The sequence below is a fragment of the Oceaniglobus roseus genome, from assembly GCF_002869745.1.
Taxonomy (GTDB): domain Bacteria; phylum Pseudomonadota; class Alphaproteobacteria; order Rhodobacterales; family Rhodobacteraceae; genus Oceaniglobus; species Oceaniglobus roseus.
In genome coordinates, this window is record NZ_PNOS01000004.1 from 25,870 (window position 1) to 50,471 (window position 24,602).

24 protein-coding genes are annotated in these 24,602 nt (G+C 68.7%); 15 read left to right on the forward strand and 9 right to left on the reverse strand.

What is annotated here, in order from left to right; all coding sequences use genetic code 11:
- Window positions 1–28 precede the first annotated feature (28 nt).
- Window positions 29–1,006 carry an ABC transporter substrate-binding protein gene (locus tag A7B20_RS03335; RefSeq protein WP_425437119.1) on the forward strand — a complete coding sequence of 326 codons (978 nt, stop codon included), beginning with the start codon at window positions 29–31 and terminating at the stop codon, window positions 1,004–1,006.
- A 121-nt stretch (window positions 1,007–1,127) separates the two neighbouring features.
- Here the strand turns inward: A7B20_RS03335 and A7B20_RS03340 are convergent, their stop codons facing one another.
- From A7B20_RS03340 to A7B20_RS03370, 7 genes are all read right to left on the reverse strand, one after another.
- On the reverse strand, window positions 1,128–1,868 hold the full coding sequence (locus tag A7B20_RS03340; RefSeq protein WP_102107139.1) for a PRC-barrel domain-containing protein: 741 nt from the start codon (window positions 1,866–1,868) through the stop codon (window positions 1,128–1,130).
- 281 nt (window positions 1,869–2,149) lie between these two features.
- A complete protein-coding gene (gene acs, locus A7B20_RS03345; RefSeq protein ID WP_102107140.1) occupies window positions 2,150–4,099 on the reverse strand; it encodes an acetate--CoA ligase in 1,950 nt (649 codons plus the stop codon).
- A gap of 66 nt (window positions 4,100–4,165) precedes the next feature.
- Window positions 4,166–4,942, reverse strand: coding sequence for an ABC transporter ATP-binding protein (locus A7B20_RS03350; RefSeq protein ID WP_102107141.1), 777 nt, complete (start codon window positions 4,940–4,942; stop codon window positions 4,166–4,168).
- Window positions 4,942–5,697, reverse strand: a complete 756-nt coding sequence (locus tag A7B20_RS03355) for an ABC transporter ATP-binding protein (protein WP_102107142.1) — start codon at window positions 5,695–5,697, stop codon at window positions 4,942–4,944. The genes A7B20_RS03350 and A7B20_RS03355 overlap by 1 nt, the downstream gene beginning before the upstream one ends.
- Window positions 5,698–5,708: 11 nt before the next feature.
- Window positions 5,709–6,857 (reverse strand): branched-chain amino acid ABC transporter permease, encoded by a 1,149-nt coding sequence (locus A7B20_RS03360; RefSeq protein ID WP_245866523.1) that lies wholly within the window; start codon window positions 6,855–6,857, stop codon window positions 5,709–5,711.
- Between the two features lie 138 nt (window positions 6,858–6,995).
- A complete protein-coding gene (locus A7B20_RS03365) occupies window positions 6,996–8,027 on the reverse strand; it encodes a branched-chain amino acid ABC transporter permease (protein WP_102107144.1) in 1,032 nt (343 codons plus the stop codon).
- Between the two features lie 143 nt (window positions 8,028–8,170).
- Complete coding sequence (locus A7B20_RS03370) at window positions 8,171–9,547, reverse strand: substrate-binding protein (RefSeq protein WP_102107145.1); 1,377 nt, start codon at window positions 9,545–9,547, stop codon at window positions 8,171–8,173.
- Window positions 9,548–9,787: 240 nt separating this feature from the next.
- On the opposite strand from A7B20_RS03370, the gene A7B20_RS03375 reads away from it, so the two are divergent.
- The 5 genes from A7B20_RS03375 to A7B20_RS03395 all read left to right on the forward strand — a co-directional run bounded on the left by A7B20_RS03375 (window position 9,788) and on the right by A7B20_RS03395 (window position 15,561).
- Window positions 9,788–11,047 (forward strand): XRE family transcriptional regulator, encoded by a 1,260-nt coding sequence (locus tag A7B20_RS03375; protein ID WP_102107146.1) that lies wholly within the window; start codon window positions 9,788–9,790, stop codon window positions 11,045–11,047.
- 99 nt (window positions 11,048–11,146) lie between these two features.
- Complete coding sequence (locus tag A7B20_RS03380) at window positions 11,147–11,524, forward strand: response regulator transcription factor (RefSeq protein ID WP_102107147.1); 378 nt, start codon at window positions 11,147–11,149, stop codon at window positions 11,522–11,524.
- 10 nt (window positions 11,525–11,534) lie between these two features.
- Window positions 11,535–11,873, forward strand: coding sequence for a hypothetical protein (locus tag A7B20_RS03385; protein ID WP_102107148.1), 339 nt, complete (start codon window positions 11,535–11,537; stop codon window positions 11,871–11,873).
- Complete coding sequence (locus tag A7B20_RS03390) at window positions 11,870–14,560, forward strand: ATP-binding protein (protein ID WP_102107149.1); 2,691 nt, start codon at window positions 11,870–11,872, stop codon at window positions 14,558–14,560. The genes A7B20_RS03385 and A7B20_RS03390 overlap by 4 nt, the downstream gene beginning before the upstream one ends.
- A 113-nt stretch (window positions 14,561–14,673) precedes the next feature.
- Window positions 14,674–15,561, forward strand: a complete 888-nt coding sequence (locus A7B20_RS03395) for a FliM/FliN family flagellar motor switch protein (protein WP_157937589.1) — start codon at window positions 14,674–14,676, stop codon at window positions 15,559–15,561.
- A gap of 316 nt (window positions 15,562–15,877) precedes the next feature.
- Here A7B20_RS03395 and A7B20_RS03400 read toward each other — a convergent pair whose 3' ends face one another.
- Entirely contained in the window at window positions 15,878–16,303 is a 426-nt protein-coding gene (locus tag A7B20_RS03400; protein WP_102107151.1) for a protein tyrosine phosphatase family protein, read from the reverse strand.
- Between the two features lie 35 nt (window positions 16,304–16,338).
- Entirely contained in the window at window positions 16,339–16,992 is a 654-nt protein-coding gene (locus A7B20_RS03405) for an alpha/beta hydrolase (protein ID WP_102107152.1), read from the reverse strand.
- 173 nt (window positions 16,993–17,165) lie between these two features.
- Between A7B20_RS03405 and iscR the strand changes: the two genes are divergently transcribed.
- The 9 genes from iscR to A7B20_RS03450 all read left to right on the forward strand — a co-directional run bounded on the left by iscR (window position 17,166) and on the right by A7B20_RS03450 (window position 24,602).
- Entirely contained in the window at window positions 17,166–17,627 is a 462-nt protein-coding gene (gene iscR / locus A7B20_RS03410; RefSeq protein ID WP_102107153.1) for a Fe-S cluster assembly transcriptional regulator IscR, read from the forward strand.
- A 112-nt stretch (window positions 17,628–17,739) separates the two neighbouring features.
- On the forward strand, window positions 17,740–18,792 hold the full coding sequence (locus A7B20_RS03415) for a cysteine desulfurase family protein (RefSeq protein WP_102107154.1): 1,053 nt from the start codon (window positions 17,740–17,742) through the stop codon (window positions 18,790–18,792).
- A 50-nt stretch (window positions 18,793–18,842) separates the two neighbouring features.
- A complete protein-coding gene (gene sufB, locus A7B20_RS03420) occupies window positions 18,843–20,360 on the forward strand; it encodes a Fe-S cluster assembly protein SufB (protein ID WP_102107155.1) in 1,518 nt (505 codons plus the stop codon).
- The gene (locus tag A7B20_RS03425) at window positions 20,357–20,560 is read left to right on the forward strand and encodes a hypothetical protein (RefSeq protein WP_102107156.1); all 204 of its coding nucleotides are present in this window, start codon (window positions 20,357–20,359) and stop codon (window positions 20,558–20,560) included. The genes sufB and A7B20_RS03425 overlap by 4 nt, the downstream gene beginning before the upstream one ends.
- Window positions 20,561–20,567: 7 nt before the next feature.
- Window positions 20,568–21,434 carry an FkbM family methyltransferase gene (locus A7B20_RS03430; RefSeq protein ID WP_102107157.1) on the forward strand — a complete coding sequence of 289 codons (867 nt, stop codon included), beginning with the start codon at window positions 20,568–20,570 and terminating at the stop codon, window positions 21,432–21,434.
- A 40-nt stretch (window positions 21,435–21,474) separates the two neighbouring features.
- Window positions 21,475–22,230 (forward strand): Fe-S cluster assembly ATPase SufC, encoded by a 756-nt coding sequence (gene sufC / locus A7B20_RS03435; RefSeq protein ID WP_102107158.1) that lies wholly within the window; start codon window positions 21,475–21,477, stop codon window positions 22,228–22,230.
- Window positions 22,230–23,513: a Fe-S cluster assembly protein SufD gene (gene sufD / locus A7B20_RS03440; protein WP_102107159.1), complete on the forward strand. Its 1,284-nt coding sequence runs from the start codon at window positions 22,230–22,232 to the stop codon at window positions 23,511–23,513. The genes sufC and sufD overlap by 1 nt, the downstream gene beginning before the upstream one ends.
- Before the next feature lie 4 nt (window positions 23,514–23,517).
- Window positions 23,518–24,009 carry a YIP1 family protein gene (locus A7B20_RS03445; protein WP_102107160.1) on the forward strand — a complete coding sequence of 164 codons (492 nt, stop codon included), beginning with the start codon at window positions 23,518–23,520 and terminating at the stop codon, window positions 24,007–24,009.
- A complete protein-coding gene (locus tag A7B20_RS03450) occupies window positions 24,006–24,602 on the forward strand; it encodes a Yip1 family protein (protein WP_102107161.1) in 597 nt (198 codons plus the stop codon). The genes A7B20_RS03445 and A7B20_RS03450 overlap by 4 nt, the downstream gene beginning before the upstream one ends.

Genomic DNA, 24,602 nt, shown 5'->3' on the forward strand with positions numbered 1-24,602 from the left:
ACAGGGAGTACGACCGATGACCAAGGTGATGAGTGCGGCGCTGGCCTTCGCCATGCTGGGCGGCGGGGCGGCCCGGGCGGCCGACGACGTGACGCTGCAGTTGAAATGGGTGACCCAGGCGCAGTTCGCGGGCTATTACGTCGCCCAGGAGAAGGGGTTCTACGAGGAGGAGGGGCTGAACGTCACGATCAAGCCGGGCGGCCCCGACATCGCGCCGACGCAGGTGCTGGCGGGGGGCGGTGCCGACGTAGTGGTGGACTGGATGCCCTCGGCGCTCGCCGCGCGGGAGAAGGGGCTGCCGCTGGTCAACATCGCCCAGCCGTTCAAGTCCTCGGGCATGATGCTGACCTGCCTGGCCGAGACAGGGGTGAAGTCGCCCGAGGATTTCCCGGGCCGGACGCTCGGGGTCTGGTTCTTCGGCAACGAGTATCCGTTCCTGTCCTGGATGAGCCAGCTCGGCATTCCGACCGACGGATCCGACGGCGGGGTGACGGTGCTGAAGCAGGGCTTCAACGTCGATCCGCTGCTCCAGAAGCAGGCCGACTGCATCTCGACCATGACCTACAACGAGTACTGGCAGGTGATCGACGCCGGGATCACGCCCGAGCAGCTGGTGACCTTCAAGTACGAGGACCAGGGGGTCGCGACGCTGGAGGACGGGCTTTACGTGCTCGAGGACCGGCTGGAGGATCCCGCCTTCGTGGACGAGATGGCGCGCTTCGTGAAGGCCTCGATGAAGGGCTGGAAATACGCCGAGGAGAACCCGGACGAGGCGGCGGAGATCGTGCTGGAGAACGACGAGACCGGCGCGCAGACCGAGGAGCACCAGAAGCGCATGATGCGCGAGGTGGCGAAGCTGACGGCGGGGTCGGACGGGTCGCTGGACGAGGCGGATTACCAGCGCACGGTCGAGACGCTGCTGGGCGGCGGTTCGGATCCGGTGATCACCAAGGAGCCTGAGGGCGCCTTCACCCATGCCGTGACCGACAAGGCGCTCGGCAGCTAGGAGCCGCGTCGACCCTTCCTGGCCAAGAAAATGAAAAGGCGCGCCCGTCGGTGGCGCGCCTTTTCCCGTCCCCTGTGTCGGAGGCGCCGCACCGGTGATTCCGGTGCGGCGGCGGGGAGGCTTACATGGTCTCGGTCGCGGCCGCCTTCAGCGTCACGGCGTCGTCGTCGAGGATCTGGACCGCGTCCTTGTCGTACTGCGGCAGTTCCTTCAGCTCGTCCTCGGTGTAGCCGTTGACGACGAACTCCTCTTCCTCGGCGTTCCAGCTCATGCGCGACAGGTCGAGGGCGACGTCATGCTCGCCGAGGCCGAGGAAGCCGCCGATGCCGACGAGGGCGACCAGCTTGCCGTCCTGCATCGCGAAGTCGTCGATCTCGCCGACCTCGTCGCCGTTGGCGGTGGCGACGTCGGTGCCGGTCAGGTCGCCGATTGGACGGTCGGCGATGTCGGCGAACTCGGCCTCGATCTTGTCGCCGAGGCTGGCGGTGGCGGCGGCAGTGGATTCGGCCGCATTCTCGACCGCATCACCGGTGGCCTCGGCGGCGTTCTCGGTGGCCTGTGCGGCATCTTCGGCGGTGTTCTCGGTGGCCTCGGCGGCATCCTCGGCCGCGTTCTCGGTCGCTTCGCCGGCATTCTCCAGCGCGTTGCCGGTGGCTTGGGCCGCGTCCTCGGCGGCGTTCTCGGTCGCCTCGCCCGCGTTCTCCAGCGCGTTGCCGGCGCTGTCCATCGCGTTGTCGGCGGATTCGGCGGCCTGGGACGCGTTGGTGTCGTCGACCGTCACGTGGCTTTCGGCGAAGACGGGACCGGCGGCGAGGGCGATGACCGACGTCGCGGCGAGAAGGGTTTTCCGGGTGTCGAACATGGTAGGCTCCGTTCTGTGACTGTGTTGCCTTCACAAGTCTGGGAGCGCGGTCGGGTTCCGATCAGATGCGGAATTCGCCGGGAAAAACCGCGTCTTGGATGTCCTGGGACATGCCTGGCGGCATTTTCGGGGCAAGGTGGCGATAGGCGGAAAAACCGCGGAACCCTGGTGGGCGCCGTGCGGTTTTCAGTATCGGCTTGAGCGGACGCGGCCTTCGTGGCGGCCGTCTGGCGCTTCGGATCCCCGGAACAGGTCCGGGGATCCGGGGGTGAGAACCGGTCTCAGTCGCGGTTCATGCGGTTCTCGACCAGGTCCTCGACCACGGCCGGGTCGGCCAGGGTGGAGGTGTCGCCGAGGCTGCCGTGGTCGTTCTCGGCGATCTTCCTGAGGATCCGGCGCATGATCTTGCCCGAACGTGTCTTGGGCAGGCCCGGTGCCCACTGGATCAGGTCGGGCTTGGCGATCGGGCCGATCTCGGAGCGCACGAAGGTCTCGAGTTCCTTGCGCAGCGCGTCCGACGGCTCGACCCCGTTCATCAGCGTGACATAGGCATAGATGCCCTGGCCCTTGACCTTGTGCGGGTAGCCGACGACGGCGGCCTCGGCCACGGCCTCGTGGGCGACGAGGGCGCTTTCGATCTCGGCCGTGCCCATGCGGTGGCCCGAGACGTTCAGCACGTCGTCGACCCGGCCGGTGATCCAGTAGTAGCCGTCGGCGTCGCGCTTGCAGCCGTCGCCGGTGAAGTACATGCCCTTGTAGTCGGAGAAATACGTCTTCTCGAACCGCTCGTGATCGCCGTAGACGGTGCGCATCTGGCCCGGCCAGCTGGACTTGATGCAGAGGACGCCCTCGGCCGGGTTGCCCTCGATCTCCTGCCCGGAGGTGGGATCGAGCACCACGGGTTCGATCCCGAAGAAGGGCAGGGTGGCCGAGCCGGGCTTGGTCGCGATGGCGCCGGGCAACGGGGTCAGGAGGTGGCCGCCGGTCTCGGTCTGCCACCAGGTGTCGACGATGGGCCGCTCGCACTTGCCGACGACGGTGTTGTACCAGTTCCAGGCCTCGGGATTGATCGGCTCGCCCACGGTGCCGAGGACCTTGAGCGAGGAGAGGTCGTATTTCTCGACGAACTCCTTGCCCTGGCCCATCAGCGCGCGGATCGCGGTCGGGGCGGTGTAGAACTGCGCGACCTTGTGGCGCTCGACCGTGGCCCAGCAGCGGCCGGCATCGGGCCAGGTGGGCACGCCTTCGAACATCAGCGTCGTCGCGCCGTTCGCGAGGGGTCCGTAGACGATATAGCTGTGGCCCGTCACCCAGCCGACATCGGCGGTGCACCAGAACACGTCGCCGTCGTGGTAGTCGAAGGTGTACTGGTGGGTCATCGCGGCATAGACGAGGTAGCCGCCCGAGGTGTGGACGACGCCCTTGGGCTGGCCGGTCGAGCCCGAGGTGTAGAGGATGAACAGCGGATCCTCGGCGCGCATCTCTTCCGGCGGGCAGTCGGTCCCGACGCCGTCCTCCATCTCGTGCAGCCAGAAATCGCCCTCGGGGCGCCAGGCGATCTGCTGGCCGGTGCGCTTCACGCAGAGGCATTTCACGTCGTGCAGCACGTTCAGCAGCGCCTTGTTGACGTTGTCCTTCAGGTTGGTGACCTTGCCGCCCCGGGGCGCGCCGTCGGCGGTGATCACCACGCGGGCGGTCGAGCCGTTGATGCGCGCGGCCAGCGCATCGGGGGAGAAGCCTGCGAAGACGACCGAGTGGATCGCGCCGATCCGCGCACAGGCGAGCATGGCATAGGCCGCCTGGGGGATCATCGGCATGTAGAGCACGACGCGGTCGCCGCGCTGCACACCCATCTCCTTCAGGACGTTGGCGAACTTGCAGACATGGGCGTGGAGCTGCCGATAGGTGATGTGCTGCGGCTCGTCCTTGGGGTCGTCCGGCTCCCAGATGATCGCGGTCTGGTCGGCGCGGTCCTTCAGGTGGCGGTCGATGCAGTTGGCGGCGACGTTCAGCGTGCCGTCCTCGTACCACTTGATCGCCACGGCGCCGGGCTGGAACGACACGTCCTTGACCCGCGAATAGGGCTTGATCCAGTCGATCCGCTTGCCCTGCTCGCCCCAGAAGGCCTCGGGGACCGCGATGCTGTCGGCATACATCCGGTCATAGGTCGCGCGGTCGGCGTGGGACGCGGCGGCGAAGGCCTCGGATGGCGGATAGGTGGTGTCGGTCATGGTGTCCTCCCGGTCGTGAACGCTTCGGACCCTGTGCGGGGCACGGCATGCGCCCCCATGCGGGTCTCAGATGGCGAGGTATTCGGCGCGCAGCTTCTCGTTGTCGAGCACCTCCTGCGCCGAGCCGTCATAGACGACGGACCCGGTATCGAGGATCACCGCGCGGTCCGCAAGTTTAAGCGCGGCAACGGCATTCTGTTCCACGATCACCGTGGTGATGCCCTGGTCGCGGATGACGTTCAGGGTCTTGGCGATCTCCTGCACGATGACCGGCGCAAGGCCCTCGTAAGGCTCGTCCAACAGCAGCACCTTGATGTCGCGGCAGAGCGCGCGGGCGATGGCGAGCATCTGCTGCTCGCCCCCCGAGAGCGTCACGCCCTCCTGCTTCCGCCGCTCGCCGAGGCGGGGGAACAGGCCGTAGACCCGCTCGATCGACCAGCCCACGGGGGGCGCGATCTGGGCCAGCTTCAGGTTCTCCTCGACCGTGAGGCCCGGGATGATGCGCCGGTCCTCGGGCACCAGCGCGATGCCCGCCGCCGAGGCCTCGTGCGACTTCATCTTGTGCAGCGGCTGGTGGTCCAGCCAGATCTCGCCGCCGCGCAGTTCGGGCTTGTCGAGGCGGGCGAGGGTGCGCAGCGTGGTCGTCTTGCCCGCGCCGTTGCGGCCGAGAAGCGCGAGGATCTCGCCCTCGTGGATGTTGAAGCTCACGTCCTGGACGATGTAGCTTTCGCCGTAATAGGCCTCGATGTTCCAGACCGACAGGAAGGCCGGGGCGTGGCTGTCCTTGCCACGGGCGGCTTCCTTGCGGCGGGCGTCGCGCAGTTCGTTCAGTGCCTGTTCCATCAGTGTGCCGTCCCCAGATAAGCTTCGCGGACCTTCGGATGCCCCTTGATGTTGTCGGGAACATCCTCGACGAGCGGCGTGCCCTGGGCCAGGACGGTGATCCGCTCGGCCAGCGAGAAGACGACGTGCATGTCGTGCTCGATGATGCACATCGTGATGTCGCGCTTGGCCTTGATCTCCTTCAGAAGGTCGATGGTGTTGTTGGTGTCGGCGCGGGCCATGCCCGCGGTCGGTTCGTCCAGCAGCAGGAGCTTCGGCTGCTGGCTGAGGCACATCGCCATCTCCAGCCGCCGCTTGTCGCCCCGCGACAGCGACGCGGCATGGGCGTCGCGCTTGTCCAGCATGTTGACGTCGGCCAGCATCGCCTCGGTCCGCTCGCGGATGTCGCGGTCGTTCATCACCTGCTTGAAGGCGTGGAGCGCGAAGGCGCCGTCGCGCCGGGCGAAGATCGGGATCATCACGTTCTCGAACACCGTCAGGTCGCCGAAGATCTCGGGCGTCTGGAACACCCGGCTGATGCCCATCTGGTTGATCTCGTGGGGCTTCCTGCCCAGTACCGACTGGCCGTCGAACATGACGCTGCCGGTGTCGGGGATCAGCTTGCCGATCAGGCAGTTCAGCAGCGTCGACTTGCCCGCCCCGTTCGGCCCGATGATCGCGTGGACCGTGTTCTCCTGGACCGAGAGGTTGACGTTGTCGAGCGCCTTCAGCCCGCCGAACCGCTTGCCCACGTTCTTGACTTCGAGGATTCCCATGGCTCCGGTCCTTATTCGGCGGGTTGCTTCTTGGCGGCCTCGGATTCGGCGCCGCCGCCCTTGCGGTTGTTGCGGCGGAACAGCCGGGCCACCTTCTGTCCGCCCTGCACGAGGCCGCCGGGCAGGAAGATCACGACCAGCATGAAGACGATGCCGAGCGTCAGGTTCCAGCCCTTGCCGATGAAGGGATAGACGATGGCGACCAGCGCATCCTCCAGCCCGTCGGGCAGGAACGAGAACCACTGGTGCAGGATGTTGTCGTTGATCTTGGAGACGATGTTTTCCATGTACTTGATCATGCCCGCGCCCAGCACCGGGCCGATCAGGGTGCCTGCGCCGCCGAGGATCGTCATCAGCACCACCTCGCCGGAGGCGGTCCAGAACATCCGCTCGGGGCCCACCTGGGTGTCCATGGCGACCATCAGGCCACCGGCCAGCCCGGCATACATCCCCGAGATCACGAAGGCGGCCAGCGTGTAGGGGCGGGAGTTCAGGCCGGTGTAGTTCATCCGCTGCTGGTTCGACTTCACCGCCCGCAGCATCATGCCGAAGGGCGAGCGGAACAGCCGGATCGCGAGGTAGAAGCCGACGAGCATGACGATGGCGGCCAGGTAGTAGCCCGCGTTGAAGGTGAACGACCAGTCGCCGATCTGGAGGTTGTAGCTGCTGCCCATCTCGAGACCGAAGAGGTTGGCGCGGCCGAGGCTCTGGCCCGCGCCGGGGTCGAGGATGCGCGGATCGTTGATCTTGGCCTGGAGCCCGGTCTCGCCCCCGGTGATCGGGGTCAGCACCGAATAGGCGAGCGCATAGGACATCTGCGCGAAGGCCAGCGTCAGGATCGAGAAGTAGATGCCCGAGCGGCGCAGCGAGATGAAGCCGACGAGCAGCGCGAAGATGCCCGCGACGATCACCGACAGCACGATCGCCGGGATCACGTTCATCGTGAGAAGCTTCATCATCCAGATCGCGGCATAGGAGCCGACCCCGAGGAAGGCCGCGTGGCCGAAGGAGAGGTAGCCGGTGAGGCCGAACAGGATGTTGAAGCCGATGGCGAAGATGCCGAAGATCACGAACCGCTGCATCAGGTCGGGATAGCCCGCGTTGAACTGCGCCAGCTCGGATCCCGCGGGAAACGGGTTCAGCAGGAACGGCGCCAGCATCGTCAGCGCGATGACGATCAGCAGCAGCCGGAAATCCTTGGGCCCGAGGCCCAGGAAGGCCGTCTCGGTGGCGTGGCTGGCGGTGGCGGGACGGGCGCTGGCGGCCGTGCGGGGATCGGTGGTGTGGTCGGTCATGGATTAGTCCTCCATCACGCCCTTGCGTCCCATCAGGCCGCGCGGGCGGGTCAGGAGGACGACGATGGCGACGAGGTAGATGATGATCTGGTTGATGCCGGGGATCAGGTCGATGACCCAGCCCATGGAGGCGAGGCTTTCGAGGATGCCGAGCAGGAAGCCCGCCAGCACCGCGCCGGGCAGCGAGCCCATGCCGCCGACGACCACCACGACGAAGCTGAGCACCAGGAAATCCATGCCCATGTGGTAGTTCGGCGGGTTGATCGGCGTGTACATCACCCCGGCCAGCCCCGCGACCGCGGCGGCGATGCCGAACATGATGGTGAAGCGGCGGTCGATGTTGATGCCGAGCAGGCCTACCGTCTCGCGGTCGGCCATGCCGGCCCGGACCACCATCCCGAAGGTCGAGAACTGGAGGAAGGCGAAGACGGCGGCGATCACGACCATGGCGAAGGCGAAGTAGACGAGCCGCCAGTAGGGATAAATGATCACGTAGGGATCGAAGCCGAGCAGCACGCCGAAGTCGAAGGAGCCGGAGAAGGCCGAGGGTGCGGGCGTCGGGATCGGGTTGGCGCCGTAGAAGTACTTGACGACCTCCTGCAGCACGATGGCGAGGCCGAAGGTGACGAGGATCTGGTCGGCGTGGGGACGTTTGTAGAAGTGCTTGATCAGCCCGCGCTCCATCACGACGCCGATCAGGATCATCACCGGGATCGCGAACAGGATCGACAGCGGCACCGACCATTCGATCAGCTTCGCGCCCGTGTCGGGGCCGACGATGTCGAACAGGTAGGGCACGTCGACCTTCATCGGATTGCCGAGGAAGTCGGTGCGGCTCTCGTCGACCACGGTGTGGCTGAGGGTCAGGATCCGGTTCAGCGTCACCGCGCAGAAGGCGCCGAGCATGAACAGCGCGCCGTGGGCGAAGTTGACGACACCGAGGGTGCCGAAGATCAGCGTGAGGCCCAGTGCGATCAGCGCATAGGCGCTGCCCTTGTCGAGGCCGTTCAGGATTTGCAGGATGAGGGCGTCCATGTCCGTTCCGCCTTTCGATTGGCCCGTGTCCGGGCAGGGAGAGGGGCCGCGCGCGACGCAGCAGATGGGTCACGCGCGCCCCGGTCGGGGGGCGCGCGGATGGTCGGTTACAGCCGGATGTCCGGTTTGGTCTGCGGTCCGGCTCAGGCGCCGGGGTTGCACTCGCCCAGCGCACCGCCCGCGAACTGCGGGTGGTCGGGCGGATAGGTGACCTGGTCCACCGGCGTGACCTCGACGATCTCCACGAGGTCGAACTCGTTCTCCGGGTTCTCCTTGCCGCGCACCACGACCACGTCCTTGAAGCACTGGTGGTCCTCGGCGCGGTAGAGGGTCGGGCCGTTGCCCATGCCGTCGAACTCGAACCCTTCCAGGGCCTCGACCACGGCGCAGGGGTTGAAGCTGCCCGCGCGGTTCACCGCGTCGGCATAAAGCAGGGTCTGCACGTAGCAGGTGTGCGCCGCCTGGCTCGGGGGGAAGCCGTACTTCTCGCCGAAGGACTTCACGAAGGCATTGGTGCCGGTGTAGCGCGCGCCCTTCTCGTTCTCGAGCTTCCAGTCCCAGTTCTGCGAGCCGAGGATGCCGGCGATGTTCTTGCCCGCACCGCGGGCCATCAGCTCGGAGTAGAGCGGCACGACGATCTCGAACTTCTTGCCGTTGGCGGTGGCCTCGCGCAGGCCGAACTGCACGGCGTTGGTCAGCGAGTTGACCATGTTTCCGCCGTAGTGGTTCAGGACCAGCACATCTGCGCCCGAGTTCAGCACCGGCGCGATGTAGGACGAGAAGTCGGTCTGGGTCAGCGGCGTCAGGACCGAGTTCACGGTTTCCCAGCCGAGCGCCTCGGTCGATTCGCGGATCGCCTGCTCGGTCGTGTAGCCCCAGTTGTAGTCGGCGGTCAGGTGATAGGCCTTGCGGTCCTTGCCGTATTCCTTGGCGAGGATCGGCGCCAGCGCCGCGCCGGACATGTAGGAGTTGAAGAAGTGGCGGAACCCGTTGGCCTTCTTGTCCTTGCCGGTGGTGTCGTTGGCGTGGGTCAGGCCGGCCATGAAGATGATCCCGGCCTCCTGGCAGAGCGCCTGCACGGCCACGGCCACGCCCGAGGACGAGCCGCCGGAGATCATGATCGCGCCGTCCTTCTCGATCATCGACTTGGCCGAGGCGCGGGCCGCGTCCGATTTCGTCTGGGTGTCGCCCGAGACGAACTGGACCTTCTTGCCCATGATGCCGTTGCCTTCCAGCGTCTTGCTGCTGAAGGTCTGCATCATGCCGCCGTCGCCCTCGCCGTTCAGGTGCTCGACCGCCAGCTGGAACGCGCGCAGCTCGTCCGCGCCCTCGTCGGCATAGGGGCCGGACTGGGGCACGTTGAAGCCGAGCGTCACGGTGTCGCCCTGGGGCGCGTTGGTGAAGCCGGTGTGGGCGGCGCCCCAGACCTTCGAGGTGAAGATCGTGGGCATGGCAAGGCCGGCGCCCGCCGCCGTGCCGGTCTTCAGCAGACCGCGTCTCGTGAAGTTGGATTTCGTCATACGGTTCCTCCCAGAATGCGTTGACTTATGTCCGCGCTGCCCCGGATGTGCCGGGGAGGCGCCGGTCCTTTTACAGGACTGCGGCAAGAATGCGGCCGGTCCGAAAATTTCGCAACAAGTGCCTCAGGGCAAACAATTATCTTGTCAAGAAATGCACAAGACAGCAGGATGGCTTGTAAACTAATTTTCGGCGCGGTGCAGAAAGTGTCTGAAAAGACGGCAGATTTGGCGAAAGGGGGGATGCGGCTGGCGGGCAGCCGGATCCGCGCGCGCCGCCTCGACCTCGGGATGCGGCAGGCGGACCTCGCGCGCAGGCTCGGGATCTCGGCCTCCTACCTGAACCTCATCGAGCACAACCGCCGACAGGTCGCAGGCAAGCTGCTGAGCGCCATCGCGCGGGCGCTGGAGACGGACGCTGCGGCGCTTGCCGAGGGGGCGGAGGGGGCGCTGCTCGACGGGTTGCGCGACGCCGCGGCGGGGCAGGGCGGCGCGGCGGATCTGGAGCGGGCGGAGGATTTCGCGGGCCGCTTCCCCGGCTGGGCGGCGCTGGCCGCGGCGCAGGCGCGGCGCATCGCGGCGCTGGAGCGGACGGTGCAGACGCTGAACGACCGGATCACCCACGACCCGCACCTGTCGGCCGCGCTACACGACGTGCTGTCGAGCGTGACCGCGATCCGCTCGACCTCGGCCATCCTCGCGGGCGAGGGGGCGGTGGATGCCGAGTGGCAGGCGCGGTTCCACAGGAACCTGCACGAGGACAGCCAGAAGCTGGCCGAGCGGGCGCAGTCGCTCGTCGCCTATCTCGACGCGCGGGAGGACGAGGAGCGCGCGCCGGTAGTGCCGCAGGAGACCTTCGAGGCCTGGCTGGCGGCGCGCGGCTTCCACCTGGCGGAGGTGGAGGCGGGGCAGCCGCTGGCCGATCCCGGTCGCGTCGGGAGCGCGGCCGCGCGGCTGATCGCGGCCCATGCCGCGCAGGTGCGCGCGGATGCCGAGGCCGTTCCGCTGTCCCGGCTGCGCGCGGCGCTGGAGCGTGCGGGCCCCGATCCGGCGGCGCTGGCGGGCGAACTGGGCGCGGATCTCGGCCGCGTGTTCCGCAGGCTCGCCGCCCTGCCCGAGGGGGTCGGGGGCCAGCCCGTGGGCCTTCTCGTCTGCGACGCGTCGGGCAGCCTGACCTTCCGCAAGCCCGTGCCGGGGTTCGAGGTGCCGCGCTTCGGGGCGGGCTGCGCGCTCTGGCCGCTCTACCAGAGCCTCGGACAGCCCTTCGTGCCTCTGCGCACCGTGGTCGAGACGGCGGGGCGGCTGCCGCAGCGGTTCCTGACCTTCGCGCAGTCGCGGATGGACCACCCCGGCGGCTTCGGCAGCCCGCCGGTGGTGGAGGCGTCGATGCTGATCCTGCCCGCCGGCGGCACGGAAGAGGCGGCGCGCCCCGTGGGCGTCACCTGCCGCATCTGCCCGCGCGCGGGCTGCGCCGGGCGCCGCGAGCCGTCGATCGTCGGCTGACGCGGGGTCGGCGGAGCCTTTGACAGCCCGTGCCGCGGGGGCCATAGTTTTCCCATGCGCACAAGGTCAAAAGGCCGGGCGCCGGGGGGAGGAGACGGCATGGTCAAGCGCGTGCTGCTGATCGAGGACGAACCGAACATCATCGAGGCGGTGAGGTACATCCTGACGCGGGAGGGCTGGGCGGTGGACACCCATGCCAACGGGGCGACGGCGCTGGACGCGGTGGCGCGGCGGCGGCCCGACGTGATCGTGCTGGACGCGATGCTGCCCAACCGCTCGGGCTTCGACATCCTGCGCGACCTCCGGGCCGACGCGGGTCTGGCGGCGATCCCGGTGCTGATGCTGACCGCACGCGGCCAGCGCGCCGACCGCGAGATGGCCGAGCGGCTGGGGGCGGACCGCTTCATGACCAAGCCCTTCGCCAATGCAGAGGTGCTGGCCTGCCTGCGCGATCTCGCAGGCCTCGGCGCGGGCTGAGGCGGCGTCCATGGCCCCCCCGCGCGAGCCGGTGTTCCTGGAACGGCAGACCTACCGGCGGCGTCGGCTGATGGACGCGGCGCGGGTGCTGCCGGTGCTGGGTGCGGTGCTGTTCATGGTGCCGATGCTGTGGTTCGCCGGGCTCGACGCGCGCAGCGGCCCGGCCGAGACCGCGCCGATGGACGGCGGCGCCGCCGTGACCGCCGGCGCGCCCGAGCGGCCGGGAACCGCGAACGGCGGGCTGTACGTCTTCGGCGTCTGGACCCTGCTGATCCTGGCGGCGGCGGCGATGGCGCGCCCGCTCAGCCGCAGCGAGGGGCCGGTGGAGCGGCCCGGCGGCCCGAGATGACGCTCTCCTTCAACCTGCTTGTCGCGGCCTGCCTCGTCTACGTGGCGCTGCTTTTCGCAGTCGCCTTCCTTGCCGAACGGAGGGCCGAGGCGGGGCGGCTCGGCGTGCTGCGCTCGCCCCTCGTCTATACCCTGTCGCTGTCGATCTACTGCACAGCCTGGACCTTCTACGGCGCGGTCGGCTATGCCGCGCGCTCGGGGCTCGAGTTCGTGACGATCTACCTCGGTCCGACGCTGGTGATCGTCGGCTGGTGGGCCTTCCTGCGCAAGCTGGTCAGGATCGGGCGGACCCAGCGGATCACCTCGATCGCCGACCTGATCTCGTCGCGCTACGGCAAGTCGTCGCTGCTGGGGATGCTGGTCACGCTGCTCGCCGTGGTCGGCACCACGCCCTACATCGCGCTCCAGCTCCAGTCGGTGACCCTGTCCTTCTCGGTCTTCACCGGCGCGGCCCAGGGGGCGGAGGGGGCCGGAAGCCTCGGTGCGACCGCGCTCTGGGTGGCGGCGGGGCTGACGCTGTTCACCATCGTCTTCGGCACCCGCAACCTCGACGTGAACGAACGCCACCACGGCGTGGTCACCGCCATCGCGCTGGAGGCGGTGGTGAAGCTCGTCGCGCTCCTCGCCGTCGGGATCTTCGTGGTCTGGGGCGTCGCCGGGGGTCCGGTCGGCATCCATGCGATGATCGAGGCGAGCCCGATCGCGGACTGGCAGATGGAGCAGGGCCGCTGGGTGACGCTGACGGCGCTGGCGGGCGCCGCCTTCGTCTGCCTGCCGCGGATGTTCCAGGTGACGGTGGTCGAGAACTCGGACGAGAAGCACCTCGCCACCGCCTCCTGGGCCTTCCCGCTCTACCTGTTCCTGATGAGCCTGTTCGTGGTGCCCATCGCCGTCGTCGGCCTTGCCGTGCTGCCCGAGGGCGCCAACCCCGACCTGTTCGTGCTGACCGTGCCGCTGGCCTTTCGGCAGGAGGGGCTGGCGATGCTGGCCTTCCTCGGCGGCTTCTCCTCGGCCACCTCCATGGTGATCGTCGCGGCCATCGCGCTGTCGACCATGGTGTCGAACCACATCGTCATGCCGATCTGGCTGAGCGCGCGGCGCGGCGAGGCGACGCTGTCGGGCGACGTGCGGGACGTGGTGCTGCTGTCGCGGCGGCTGTCCATCGCGGCGGTGCTGGGTCTCGGCTATCTCTATTTCCGGATGTCGGGCGGGGGCGAGGCGCTGGCGGCCATCGGTCTGATCGCCTTCGTCGGCCTCGCGCAGGTGCTGCCCGCGCTGATCGGCGGGCTCTACTGGCGCGGGGCGACGCGGATGGGGGCGGCGGCGGGTCTGACGCTGGGCTTCGCGGTCTGGGTCTATTCCCTGCTGCTGCCGAGCTTCGGGCCCGGGGCCGCGCTGCCGGTGTCGGTCCTGACCGAGGGGCCCTTCGGCATCGGCTGGCTCAGGGCGCAGGCGCTGTTCGGGATCGCCGGGCTCGATCCCGTCGTCCATGCCGCGCTGTGGTCGCTGGGTCTGAACGCGCTGGCCTTCGTCGGCGCGTCGCTGCTGAGCTTCCCGGGGCCGCTGGAACGTCTCCAGGGGGCCGAGTTCGTCAACGTCTTCCGTCACAGCGCGGGGGCGCGGGGCTGGTCGCCCACGGCGGTCGAGGCCGAGGACCTGCTGATGATGACCCAGCGCATCCTCGGCGCGGCCGAGGCGCAGGCGCTGTTCCAGGCGGCCGCACGCGGGCAGGGGAAGGAGGGCTACCTGCCGGACGTGACATCGGACTTCCTCGAACGGCTGGAACGCGAGCTGGCGGGATCCGTCGGCGCCGCGACGGCCCATGCGATGCTGGGCCAGATCACCGGCGGCGGGGCGGTGTCGGTGGAAGAACTGATGCGCGTGGCCGACGAGACGGCGCAGATGATGGAATATTCGAACCAGCTGGAAGCGAAGTCCGAGGAGCTGGGCCGCACCGCCCGCCAGCTGCGCGAGGCGAACGACAAGCTGACCCAGCTTTCGATCCAGAAGGACGCCTTCCTCTCCCAGATCAGCCACGAGCTGAGGACGCCCATGACCTCGATCCGCGCCTTCTCCGAGATCCTGCGCGACGATCCCGGCATGGCCGCGGCGGACCGGGCGCGCTATTCCGGCATCATCCACGACGAGACGCGCCGCCTGACCCGGCTGCTCGACGACCTCCTCGACCTGTCGGTGCTGGAGAACGGCCAGGTGACGCTGCACGAGAGCCTCGTGTCGCTGTCCGAGGTGCTGGACCGCGCCGTGGCGGCGGCGCAGAGCCGCGAGGGCCGCCTGAGGATCGAGCGGCGGGCGGAGGGCGAGCGGGTGATGCTGCTGACCGATCCCGACCGGCTGGCGCAGGTGTTCATCAACCTGATCTCGAACAGCGAGAAATACTGCACGGCGGACCAGCCGGTGCTGCGGATCTCGGTTTCCCGCGGAGCGGAGGGCGTCAGCGTCGATTTCACCGACAACGGGGCGGGGATCCCGCCCGCCAGCCAGTCCGTGATCTTCGAGAAGTTCAGCCGCCTCGGCGACACCCGCGCGGCGGGCGGCGCCGGGCTGGGGCTCGCGATCTGCCGCGAGATCACGGCACGGCTCGGCGGGCGTATCGCCTACCTGCCCGGACAGGGCGGCGCGGCCTTCCGGGTGAGCCTGCCGCTCAGGCTAGCGCGGGCGGCCGAATAGCCGCGGGGCAGGATACCGCCAGGGGGCCGGGCGGTCTTCAGGATTTCTAAAGACTGCTGCGGCAGACAGGGGGCAATGCAGTCAGAAGGTCAGCAGAGATGACGGAGGGCGCCGTGCGGACGGTCCTACAGCGCAAGGCGGGCGCGGCGCGTCCCGCGGCGCCGAAGGCCGAGATGACCGTGGAACGGGCCTGGCGGCTTGCGCTGACCCGCGGCCTGTCCGCGGCGATCGGCCTGACCCTGCGCTTCGTCGGCCATGCCACGTGCGAGGTCGCCCCGGCGGAGATCCCCGAACTGGTGGAGCAGGGGGATCTGACGCTGCTTCTGGAAGGGCCCTGGGGCTTCGGTGCGGCGGTGCTCGACGTGCAGCTCATGGCCGCGATCACCGAGGTGCAGACCATGGGCCGGGTGCTGGGGCGCGCGGCCGTGCCCCGGGTCCCGACGCCGACCGATGCGGCGCTCGTCGCCGACCCGCTGGACCGGGTGCTGAAGGAGTTCGAGGCGCGGGCGAGCGGACTGGACGGGGTGGCGACCGCCACCGGCCTGCGCTTCGCGACCCTGGCCGCCGGTGCCGATGCCATGGCGCTGGCCCTGCGCGACGAGCCGCACCGCCTGGTCGAATGCCGGATGGAGCTCGACGGATCGGGGCGCGAGGGCCGGTTGCGCATCCTTCTGCCCCCCGAGCTGGAGGTGCCCGACGCCCTGCGCTCCGAGGACCGCCGCGCCTGGTCGGAGGACCTGTCGCAGCACCTGATGAAGAGCCACGCCGATCTGAGGGCGATCCTTGCGCGGCTGCGCCTGCCAGTGGAGGAGGTGACGGCGCTGGCGCCCGGGGATCTGCTGGAGATTGACCCGCGGGCCCTGTCGCAGGTCGAGCTTGCGGGATGCACCGGCGCCGTCATGGCCCGCGGCCGTCTCGGCCAGAGCGGCGGGATGAAGGCGATCCTGCTCGAAACCCTCGACCCGAGCCCGGCGCCGCCGCAGCTGCGCGGTCGCCCCTGAGCGCGACGGAACACCGCGCGAAGGCCCGGTGCCGCGGGGCGTCCGCGCTGCGCCCGGCTTGTCCCGGCGATGGCGTGACGGTTCGGGAGGGACTGGTTTCTTCGAAGAAACCAGTCCGATTTCCTCGAGGAAATCGGGGGCGCGGAGCGGCCGGGGCAAGCGAGCGCCCGGGGCGATGCGCGTAACCATTCGACGGGCCGGTCGGCCCGGCACCGGATCGGGGGGCGGGGATCCGGTTTCCTCGAGGAAACCGGACAATTTTCCTCGAGGAAAATTGCGCCGCGCGGAGGGGACGGTCGACGGGGATCCGGTGGCGTCAGCGCCGTTCGGCGGCCTCGAGCTGCGGGCGAAGGGGTTCGATCGAGTAGCCGCCCCGGGCGGCGGCCGCTATCAGCTCTTCCGCGGGGACCCGGCCGGCCTGGCTCATCGCCCAGACGAAGGTGGAGCGGGTGCCGGAGCGGCAGTAGGCGAAGACAGGACCCGTGGCGGCGGCGACGGCTTCGCCCTGCGCGGCGACGTTGTCGGCGGTCATGCCGCTGCCCGCGACGGGGTTGTAGACGAAGGCGAGTCCCTCGGCCTCGGCCGCGCCGCGCATCGCCTCGTGGTCCTCGGCCGCCGTGACCTCGCTGTCGGGGCGGTTGCAGATCACCATCGTGAACCCGGCGGCCCTGAGCGCCGCCATGTCCTGCGGCGCGATCTGACCCGACACGGTGTAGCGGTCGGTGAGGGTGTTCATGTCCATCGGCTGGCCTCCTGCATCTGCCCGGCTTGGGGGCTCTATCGCGTGCTCTCGGTGAGGCGGCGGCGGACATAGGTCTCGACGTCGCCGATCATCTGTTCCATGTGCGGATCCTCGAAGAAGTGGCCCGCGCCTTCGATCTGGGTGTGGGTGATGGTGATCCCCTTCTGCTCGTGCAGCTTGTCGACCAGCGCCGCGGTGTCGCGGGGCGGCGCCACGCGGTCGGCGGTGCCATTGATGATGAGGCCGGAAGCCGGGCAGGGGGCGAGGAACGAGAAGTCGTACATGTTGGCGGGCGGGCTCACGCTGATGAAGCCGGTGATCTCGGGGCGGCGCATCAGGAGCTGCATCCCGATCCAGGCGCCGAAGGAGAATCCCGCGACCCAGCAATGCTTGGCGTTCTGGTTCATCGACTGGAGGTAGTCGAGGGCCGAGGCGGCATCGGACAGCTCGCCGATGCCCTGGTCGTATTCGCCCTGCGAGCGCCCGACGCCGCGGAAGTTGAACCTGAGCACGGTGAAGCCCATGGCGTGGAAGGCGTAGTGGAGGTTGTAGACGACACGGTTGTTCATCGTCCCGCCGAACTGCGGATGCGGGTGCAGGATGATCGCGATGGGGGCGTCGGATTTCTTCTGGGGATGGTAGCGGCCTTCGAGCCGCCCTTCCGGTCCGGGAAAGATTACCTCGGGCATATGTCTCCCTGACGGGTTGCGGTCCGGCGCCGGGCGTCTTCTTGACGGGGGCGGCACGGCACCTTAGAACTGTTCTAATCTGCTGGGGCTGCGGGGCCTTGCACTGTGCCGAGGTAAGCGTCCCGCCCCCCATCGTCAACTGTCCTTTCGGGGGCGCGAAGGGGATCGGGCCGGTGAAACTCAGCACCAAGGGGCGGTATGCGATGGTCGCGCTCAGCGATCTCGCACTGGCGGGACCGGGCAGGCTGGTGCCGCTGAGCGAATTGTCGAAACGCCAGCACATCTCGCTGCCCTATCTCGAGCAGCTGTTCGTCAAGCTCCGCCGGGCGGGGCTGGTCGAGTCGGTGCGCGGGCCCGGCGGCGGCTATCGCCTCGCGCGCGCGGCCGAGGAGATCCGGGTCGCCGACGTGCTGCTTGCCGTCGAGGAGACGGTGAGCGCGATGCACACGGGGGCCGGCGCCTCGGGCGGGCTGTCGGGCACGCGGGCGCAGTCGCTGACGAACCGGCTGTGGGAGAGCCTTTCGGCCCATGTCTATGTCTTCCTGCACCAGGTGACGCTGGCCGAGGTGGTGACGAACGGGCTGGCGCCCTGTCCTGCCGTGCCGGGGCTCTTCACGGTGGTGGACGGGGCATGAGGGTGTCGGGCCGGGATGCCGGCCCTGCGGGCCGGCCGGGGGCTGTCTGCCCCCGCGGCGGCTGCGCCGCCTCCCCCGAGGATATTTCGGAAGCAAAGATGGGGGCCATCGCGTGAGGGAGCGGGTCTATCTCGACTGGAACGCGACGACGCCCCTCAGACCGGAGGCGCGGGCGGCGATGGTGGCGGCGATGGATGTCGTCGGCAACCCGTCCTCGGTCCATGGCGAGGGGCGCGCGGCGAAGGCCGTGATCGAGCGGGCGCGGGCGCAGGTGGCGGCGGCCTGCGGGGCGGAGGCCTCGGACATCGTGTTCGTCTCCTCGGCGACCGAGGGCGCGGCCCTCGGGCTGGCGGGGCGGAGACTGTCCTGCGCCCCGGTGGAGCACGAGGCGGTGGCGGCCTGGTGCGACGGCGCACTGGCGGTGGACGCGGAGGGGCGCGTCGCCGTCACCGATCCGGCGCGCACGGCGTTGCAGCTGGCCAATTCCGAGACCGGGGTGATGCAGGACCTGCCCGAGGGGCTGGCCTTCGTCGATGCGACGCAGGCCTTCGGCAAGGTGCCTTTCGCCTTCGAGTGGACGGGGGCCGATGCCGCCATCGTCTCGGCCCACAAGTTCGGCGGGCCGAAGGGCGTGGGGGCGCTGCTGCTGCGCCGGGGTCTCGACGTGGCGGCGCAGATCCGCGGCGGCGGGCAGGAGATGGGGCGGCGCTCGGGCACCGAGAACGTCGTCGGGATCGCCGGGATGGGCGCCGCGGCCGAAGCGGCGGCACGGGATCTGGCGGACGGCGTGTGGGAGCGGGTTGCGGAACTTAGAAATATTCTAGAAACGGGGTTGGTGTCTTCCGCGAACAAGACTATTTTTGTCGGGAAAGACGGAAGCCTGCCCCGGCTGCCCAACACCAGCTGTTTCGCCACCCCCGGCTGGAAGGGCGAGACGCAGGTGATGGCGATGGACCTGGCGGGGTTCGCCGTCTCGGCGGGCTCGGCCTGTTCCAGCGGCAAGGTGCGCGCCAGCCGGGTGCTGGCCGCCATGGGACTGGACGACGTCGCCGCGGCGAGCGCGATCCGCGTGTCGCTGGGGCCGCTGACGCGGCGGCAGGACGTCGAGCGCTTCGCCGAGGCGTGGGGCGCGCAGGAGAGTAAATTCCGGGCCCGCGCGGCCTGAGACGTGAAGAGACAGGGATCCGGCCGGACCGGCCGCGAGAGGAGTAGGACATGAACGCTTTGGACACCGAGGTGAAGGACGGCGTGGACCGCGAGACCGTCGAGGCGGTGAAGAGCCTGTCCGGCAAGTACAAGTACGGCTGGAACACCGAGATCGAGATGGACTTCGCGCCGAAGGGCCTGAGCGAGGACATCGTGCGGCTGATCTCGGCCAAGAACCAGGAGCCCGAGTGGATGACCGAGTGGCGGCTGGAGGCGTTCCGCCGCTGGCAGCAGATGGACGAGCCGGACTGGTCGATGGTCAATTACCCCAGGGTCGACTACCAGGAGCAGTTCTACTACGCCCGGCCGAAGTCCATGGAGACCAAGCCGAAATCGCTGGACGAGGTCGATCCGAAGCTTCTGGAGACCTACAAGAAGCTGGGGATTCCGCTGAAGGAGCAGATGATCCTCGCGGGCGTGGAGGGCGCCGAGGAAGCGGACGAGAACCGCAAGGTCGCGGTGGATGCCGTCTTCGATTCGGTCTCCGTCGGCACCACGTTCCAGAAGGAGCTGAAGAAGGCGGGCGTCATCTTCTGCTCGATCTCCGAGGCGATCCGCGAGCATCCGGAGCTGGTGAGGAAGTATCTCGGCTCGGTCGTGCCCGCGTCGGACAACTTCTTCGCGACGCTGAACAGCGCCGTGTTCTCGGACGGCTCGTTCGTCTACGTTCCGCCGGGGGTGCGCTGCCCGATGGAGCTGAGCACCTATTTCCGGATCAACGCCGAGAACACCGGCCAGTTCGAGCGCACGCTGATCATCTGCGACAAGGAGGCTTACGTCTCCTATCTCGAAGGCTGCACCGCGCCGATGCGCGACACAGTGCAGCTGCACGCGGCGGTGGTCGAGATCGTGGCGCTGGACGATGCTGAGGTGAAGTATTCGACGGTGCAGAACTGGTATCCCGGTGACGAGAATGGCAAGGGCGGGATCTACAACTTCGTGACCAAGCGCGCGGACTGCCGCGGCGACCGGTCCAAGGTGATGTGGACCCAGGTCGAGACCGGCTCGGCCGTGACGTGGAAGTACCCGTCCTGCATCCTGCGGGGCGATGACTCTCAGGGCGAGTTCTATTCGATCGCGATCACCAACAACTTCCAGCAGGCCGACACGGGGACGAAGATGGTCCACCTCGGCAAGCGGACGAAGAGCCGGATCGTGTCGAAGGGGATTTCGGCGGGACAGGCGCAGAACACCTATCGCGGGCTCGTGTCGATGCACCCGAAGGCGAAGAATTCGCGCAACTACACCCAGTGCGACAGCCTGCTGATCGGCGACAGGTGCGGGGCGCATACGGTGCCTTACATCGAGGTGCGCAACAACTCGTCCCGGGTGGAACACGAGGCGACGACGTCGAAGGTGGACGACGATCAGCTGTTCTACTGCCGCTCGCGCGGCATGGACGAGGAGGAGGCGGTGGCGCTGGTCGTCAACGGCTTCTGCAAGGAAGTGCTGCAGGCGCTGCCGATGGAGTTCGCCATGGAGGCGCAGCAGCTGGTGGCGATCAGCCTCGAAGGGTCGGTCGGGTGAGCGAACTCGACCCGATCCGTCCCCCGGAAAGCCGCCGGTTCGCCCGCAGCGTCATCATCGGCGCCGCGGTTGTGCTGGGGTTGATCGCGAGCCTGTCCTGGTGGGACGGCGGCGCCTGGTGGCGGTTCGTCGTCGCGGCGCTGGTGTCGGGTGCGGTCGGCGCGGCGAACGCGCGGGCCTTCCTGAAGAAGCGGACGTGACGGGGTCGTGGGCAGGCTGTTCGACAGGGAGCGGGCGGAGGCCCTGATCGCGCTGCTGGCGCCCGCGCGGCGGACGCGGGTGGTCGAGGTGGGTGCGAACCCTATCAACGACAATCCCTATGGCGACCTGATGGAGATGGGCGCCTGCGAGGTCTGGGGGTTCGAGCCGGAGGAGCGGGCCTTCGCGCGGCTGACGCAGGGCGAGGGCAGGACCTATCTGCCGGTGGCGGTTGGCGACGGCTCGGAGGCGGTGTTCAATGTCTGCAGGTCGATCTCGCTCTCGTCGCTGCTGAAGCCCGACCCGGCGACGGCGGCCTTCTTCCAGCGGCTCGCCAGTCCGACGCGGGTCGAGAAGGAGGTGCCGGTAAAGACGGTGCGGCTGGACGACCTGGACGAGATCCCGGGGTTCGATCTGTTGAAGATCGACGTGCAAGGGGCTGAACTTCAGGTCTATTCCGGCGCGGCGGGGAAGCTGGCGGGATGTGCTGCGGTGATCACCGAGGTGGGGTTCGTGCCGCTTTATGTCGATCAGCCGCTGCTGGACGCGCAAATGGGGTTTCTGCGGCCGCTCGGGTTCGACCTGCACAAGTTCCTGTTCCTCAAGGCGTTCTCGCTGAGGGGGGGCATGAACACGCAGCTGAACAAGAAGGGGCACGCGAACCAGCTTCTGGACGGGGACGCGGTGTTCCTGCGGTCGCTGCGCGCCCCGGACCGGATCGGCGACGAGGGGTTGAAGCACCTCGCGATCCTCGCCGATACGGTGATCGAGAGTTTCGACGTCGCCGTGCGCTGTCTCGACCTGCTGGTCGCGCGGGGTGCGGTGGAACAGGCGGCGGCACGGGCCTACGTGGACCGGCTGCCGGATCAGGGATGAGGCGGGCATACCCCGCGAGACGAGACAAGAGGATGGAAAGATGTTGAAGATCAGCAACCTGCACGTGAAGCTCGAGGAAGAGGACAAGCAGATCCTGAAGGGGGTCGATCTTGAGGTCGGCGCCGGCCAGGTCCATGCGATCATGGGGCCGAACGGGTCGGGCAAGTCGACGCTGTCCTATGTGCTGTCCGGGCGCGACGGCTACGAGGTGACCGAGGGCGCGGCGACGCTCGACGGCGCGGACCTGCTGGAGATGGAGCCCGAGGAGCGCGCGGCGGCCGGGCTGTTCCTGGCGTTCCAGTACCCGGTCGAGATCCCGGGCGTCGGCAACATGACCTTCCTTCGGACGGCGGTGAACGCGCAGCGCAAGGCGCGGGGCGAGGCCGAGATGTCCTCGACCGATTTCCTGAAGGAGATCCGTGCGAAGGCGAAGGAGTTGCAGATCGATGCCGACATGCTGAAGCGGCCCGTCAACGTGGGCTTCTCGGGCGGCGAGAAGAAGCGCAACGAGATCCTGCAGATGGCGATGCTGGAGCCGAAGATGTGCGTGCTGGACGAGACCGACTCGGGCCTCGACGTCGACGCGATGAAGCTGGTGGCGGACGGGGTGAACGCCCTGCGCTCGGAAGGCCGGTCGTTCTTGGTCATCACCCACTACCAGCGGCTGCTCGACCACATCCGCCCCGACGTGGTGCATATCATGGCGGACGGCCGCATCGTGAAGACCGGCGGCCCCGACCTGGCGCTGGAAGTCGAAACCAACGGATACGCCGGGATCCTGGCGGAGGAGGCGTGATGGCACTTCCCCAACCCAAAGCCGACGCGACCGCGGCGCGGACCGCCGCGCTGAGGATGCCCGAGGGCGCCAAGTGGGCGACCGCGGCGCGCGAGGAGGCCTTGTCGCGCGTCAACGCCATGGGTCTGCCCGGGCGGCGCGACGAATACTGGAAATGGACCCGGCCCGAGTCGCTGGTCGCCCCCGACGCACCCGAGGCGGCGGTGTTCGACGCGGGCGAGGCGCCGATCTTCGGCGAAATCGACAGCGTGAAGCTGGTCTTCGTCGACGGCGTGTTCGATCCGGCGCAATCCGACGACCCGTCCCTCGGCGGGGTCGAGATCGAGAGGCTGGGGGATGCGGCGGCGGCCGACATCCACTGGGCCAAGGACCTGTTTGGCGTCCTGGAGGCGCGGGGCCAGTCGCCGGTGCCGCGCACGCTTGCCGCGCTGAATACCGCTTTCGCGGCCGAAGGCGTGGTGATCCGCGCGACCGGCAAGGCCGAGAAGCCGGTGGCGCTGGTCTATCACCACGGCGCGGCCGCGTCGGACGCGATGGTGCACCACTGCATCCGCGTCGAATCCGGTGCCGCGCTGTCGGTGCTGGAAAGCGGTCCGGGCGCCTCGCGCTTCTCCAAGGTGATGGAGGTCGAGGTGGCCGACGGCGGGCGCTTCGACCACATCCGCGTGCAGGGGCGCGATCACGAGCGGCGGACGATGACCCATGTCTTCGCGCGGCTCGGCGCGGAGTCGGTGTTCAAGTCCTTCACGCTGACCATGAACGGAGTCCTGACGCGCAACGAATGCGTGATCGAGTTCACCGGCGACGAGGGCGTGGCCCATGTCGCGGGCGCCTCGGTCGGCGACGGCGACTTTCACCACGACGACACGGTGTTCATCACCCACGACGCGCTGGACTGCGAAAGCCGGCAGGTGTTCAAGAACGTGCTCAGGAACGGCGCCACGGGCGTGTTCCAGGGCAAGATCCTGGTGAAGGCCGGGGCGCAGAAGACGGACGGCTACCAGATCAGCCAGGCGCTGCTCCTGGACGACGACAGCCAGTTCCTGGCCAAGCCCGAGCTCGAGATCTATGCCGACGACGTCGCCTGCTCCCACGGCTCGACCACCGGGGCGATCGACGAGACGGCGCTGTTCTACCTGCGCTCGCGCGGGGTGCCGAAGGCGGCGGCCGAGGATCTGCTGGTGCTCTCCTTCCTCGCCGAGGCGATCGAGGAGATCGACGACCAGGGCATCGCGGCCGAGATCCTGTCCCGGCTCGAAGCCTGGCTGGCGCGACGGCGGTGAGAGCATGGCGCTGACCCGCGACATCGCAGCCTCCTACGTGCGGCCGGGCGCGGTCCTGCGCCGCCGCACGTCGGGTCCGGCGCGGGAGGACCGGGCGCTGGTGACGGTGATGCTGGCCTGCGGGCTGATCTTCGTCGCCCAGTGGCCGCGGCTGTCGCGCGAGGCCTTCCTCACGGGGCAGGAGCTGAACGGCCTGATGGCGGGCGCGCTGCTGGGCTGGCTCATCATCGCGCCGCTCTTCCTCTATGCGCTCGCCGCCCTGTCGCACCTGGTCGCGCGGCTGATGGGCGGGCGGGGCAGCTGGTTCGGCGCGCGGATGGCGCTGTTCTGGGCGCTGCTCGCCGCCTCGCCGCTCTGGCTGCTCTGGGGGCTCGTCGCGGGTTTCCTGGGCGCGGGGGCGGCGCTGAACGCGACCGGGCTTGTCGCGCTCGGCGCCTTCCTTGCGATCTGGATCGCAGGACTGACGACGCTGGAGCGCGGGGAGACGGCGCAATGATGAACCTTTCGGTGCTGCTGCCCATGGCGGTGGAGACGCTGAAGGCGCCGCGCGAGATGGCCGAGCGGCTGATGGCGCTGAACCTCGGGCGCGACGTGCTGTGGCAGGCGCTGGCGCTGGTGGTCGTGCTGTCGATCCTGCTGGCCGAGATCACCAACGTCATCCTCCTTGCCGCCGGCATGGGCTCGCCCGAGGCGCCGGTCGGCTTCATCAGCCCGCTGACCATCGGGATGATCCAGCTTTCGCTGCTGGTCATGGTCGTCTTCGCGATCTTCTGGGTCGGCCGGGCCTTCGGCGGCACCGGGCGGTTCCAGGACGGGTTGGTGCTGGTCGTCTGGCTTCAGTTCATCATGGTCTGCCTGCAGGTGGTGCAGACCCTCGCGATCCTGGTCCTGGCCCCGGTGGCCTGGGCGATCGGGATCCTGGGCCTGGTCGTCTTCATGTGGCTTCTGACGCATTTCATCGCGGCGGCGCACGGCTTCACCTCGCTCGGGCGGGTGTTCCTGACGATCGTCCTGGCGGGCTTCGGCTTCGCGTTCGGGCTGTCGCTTCTTCTGGCTCTGGTCGGGGTCTCGATCCCCGGAATGGTGTGA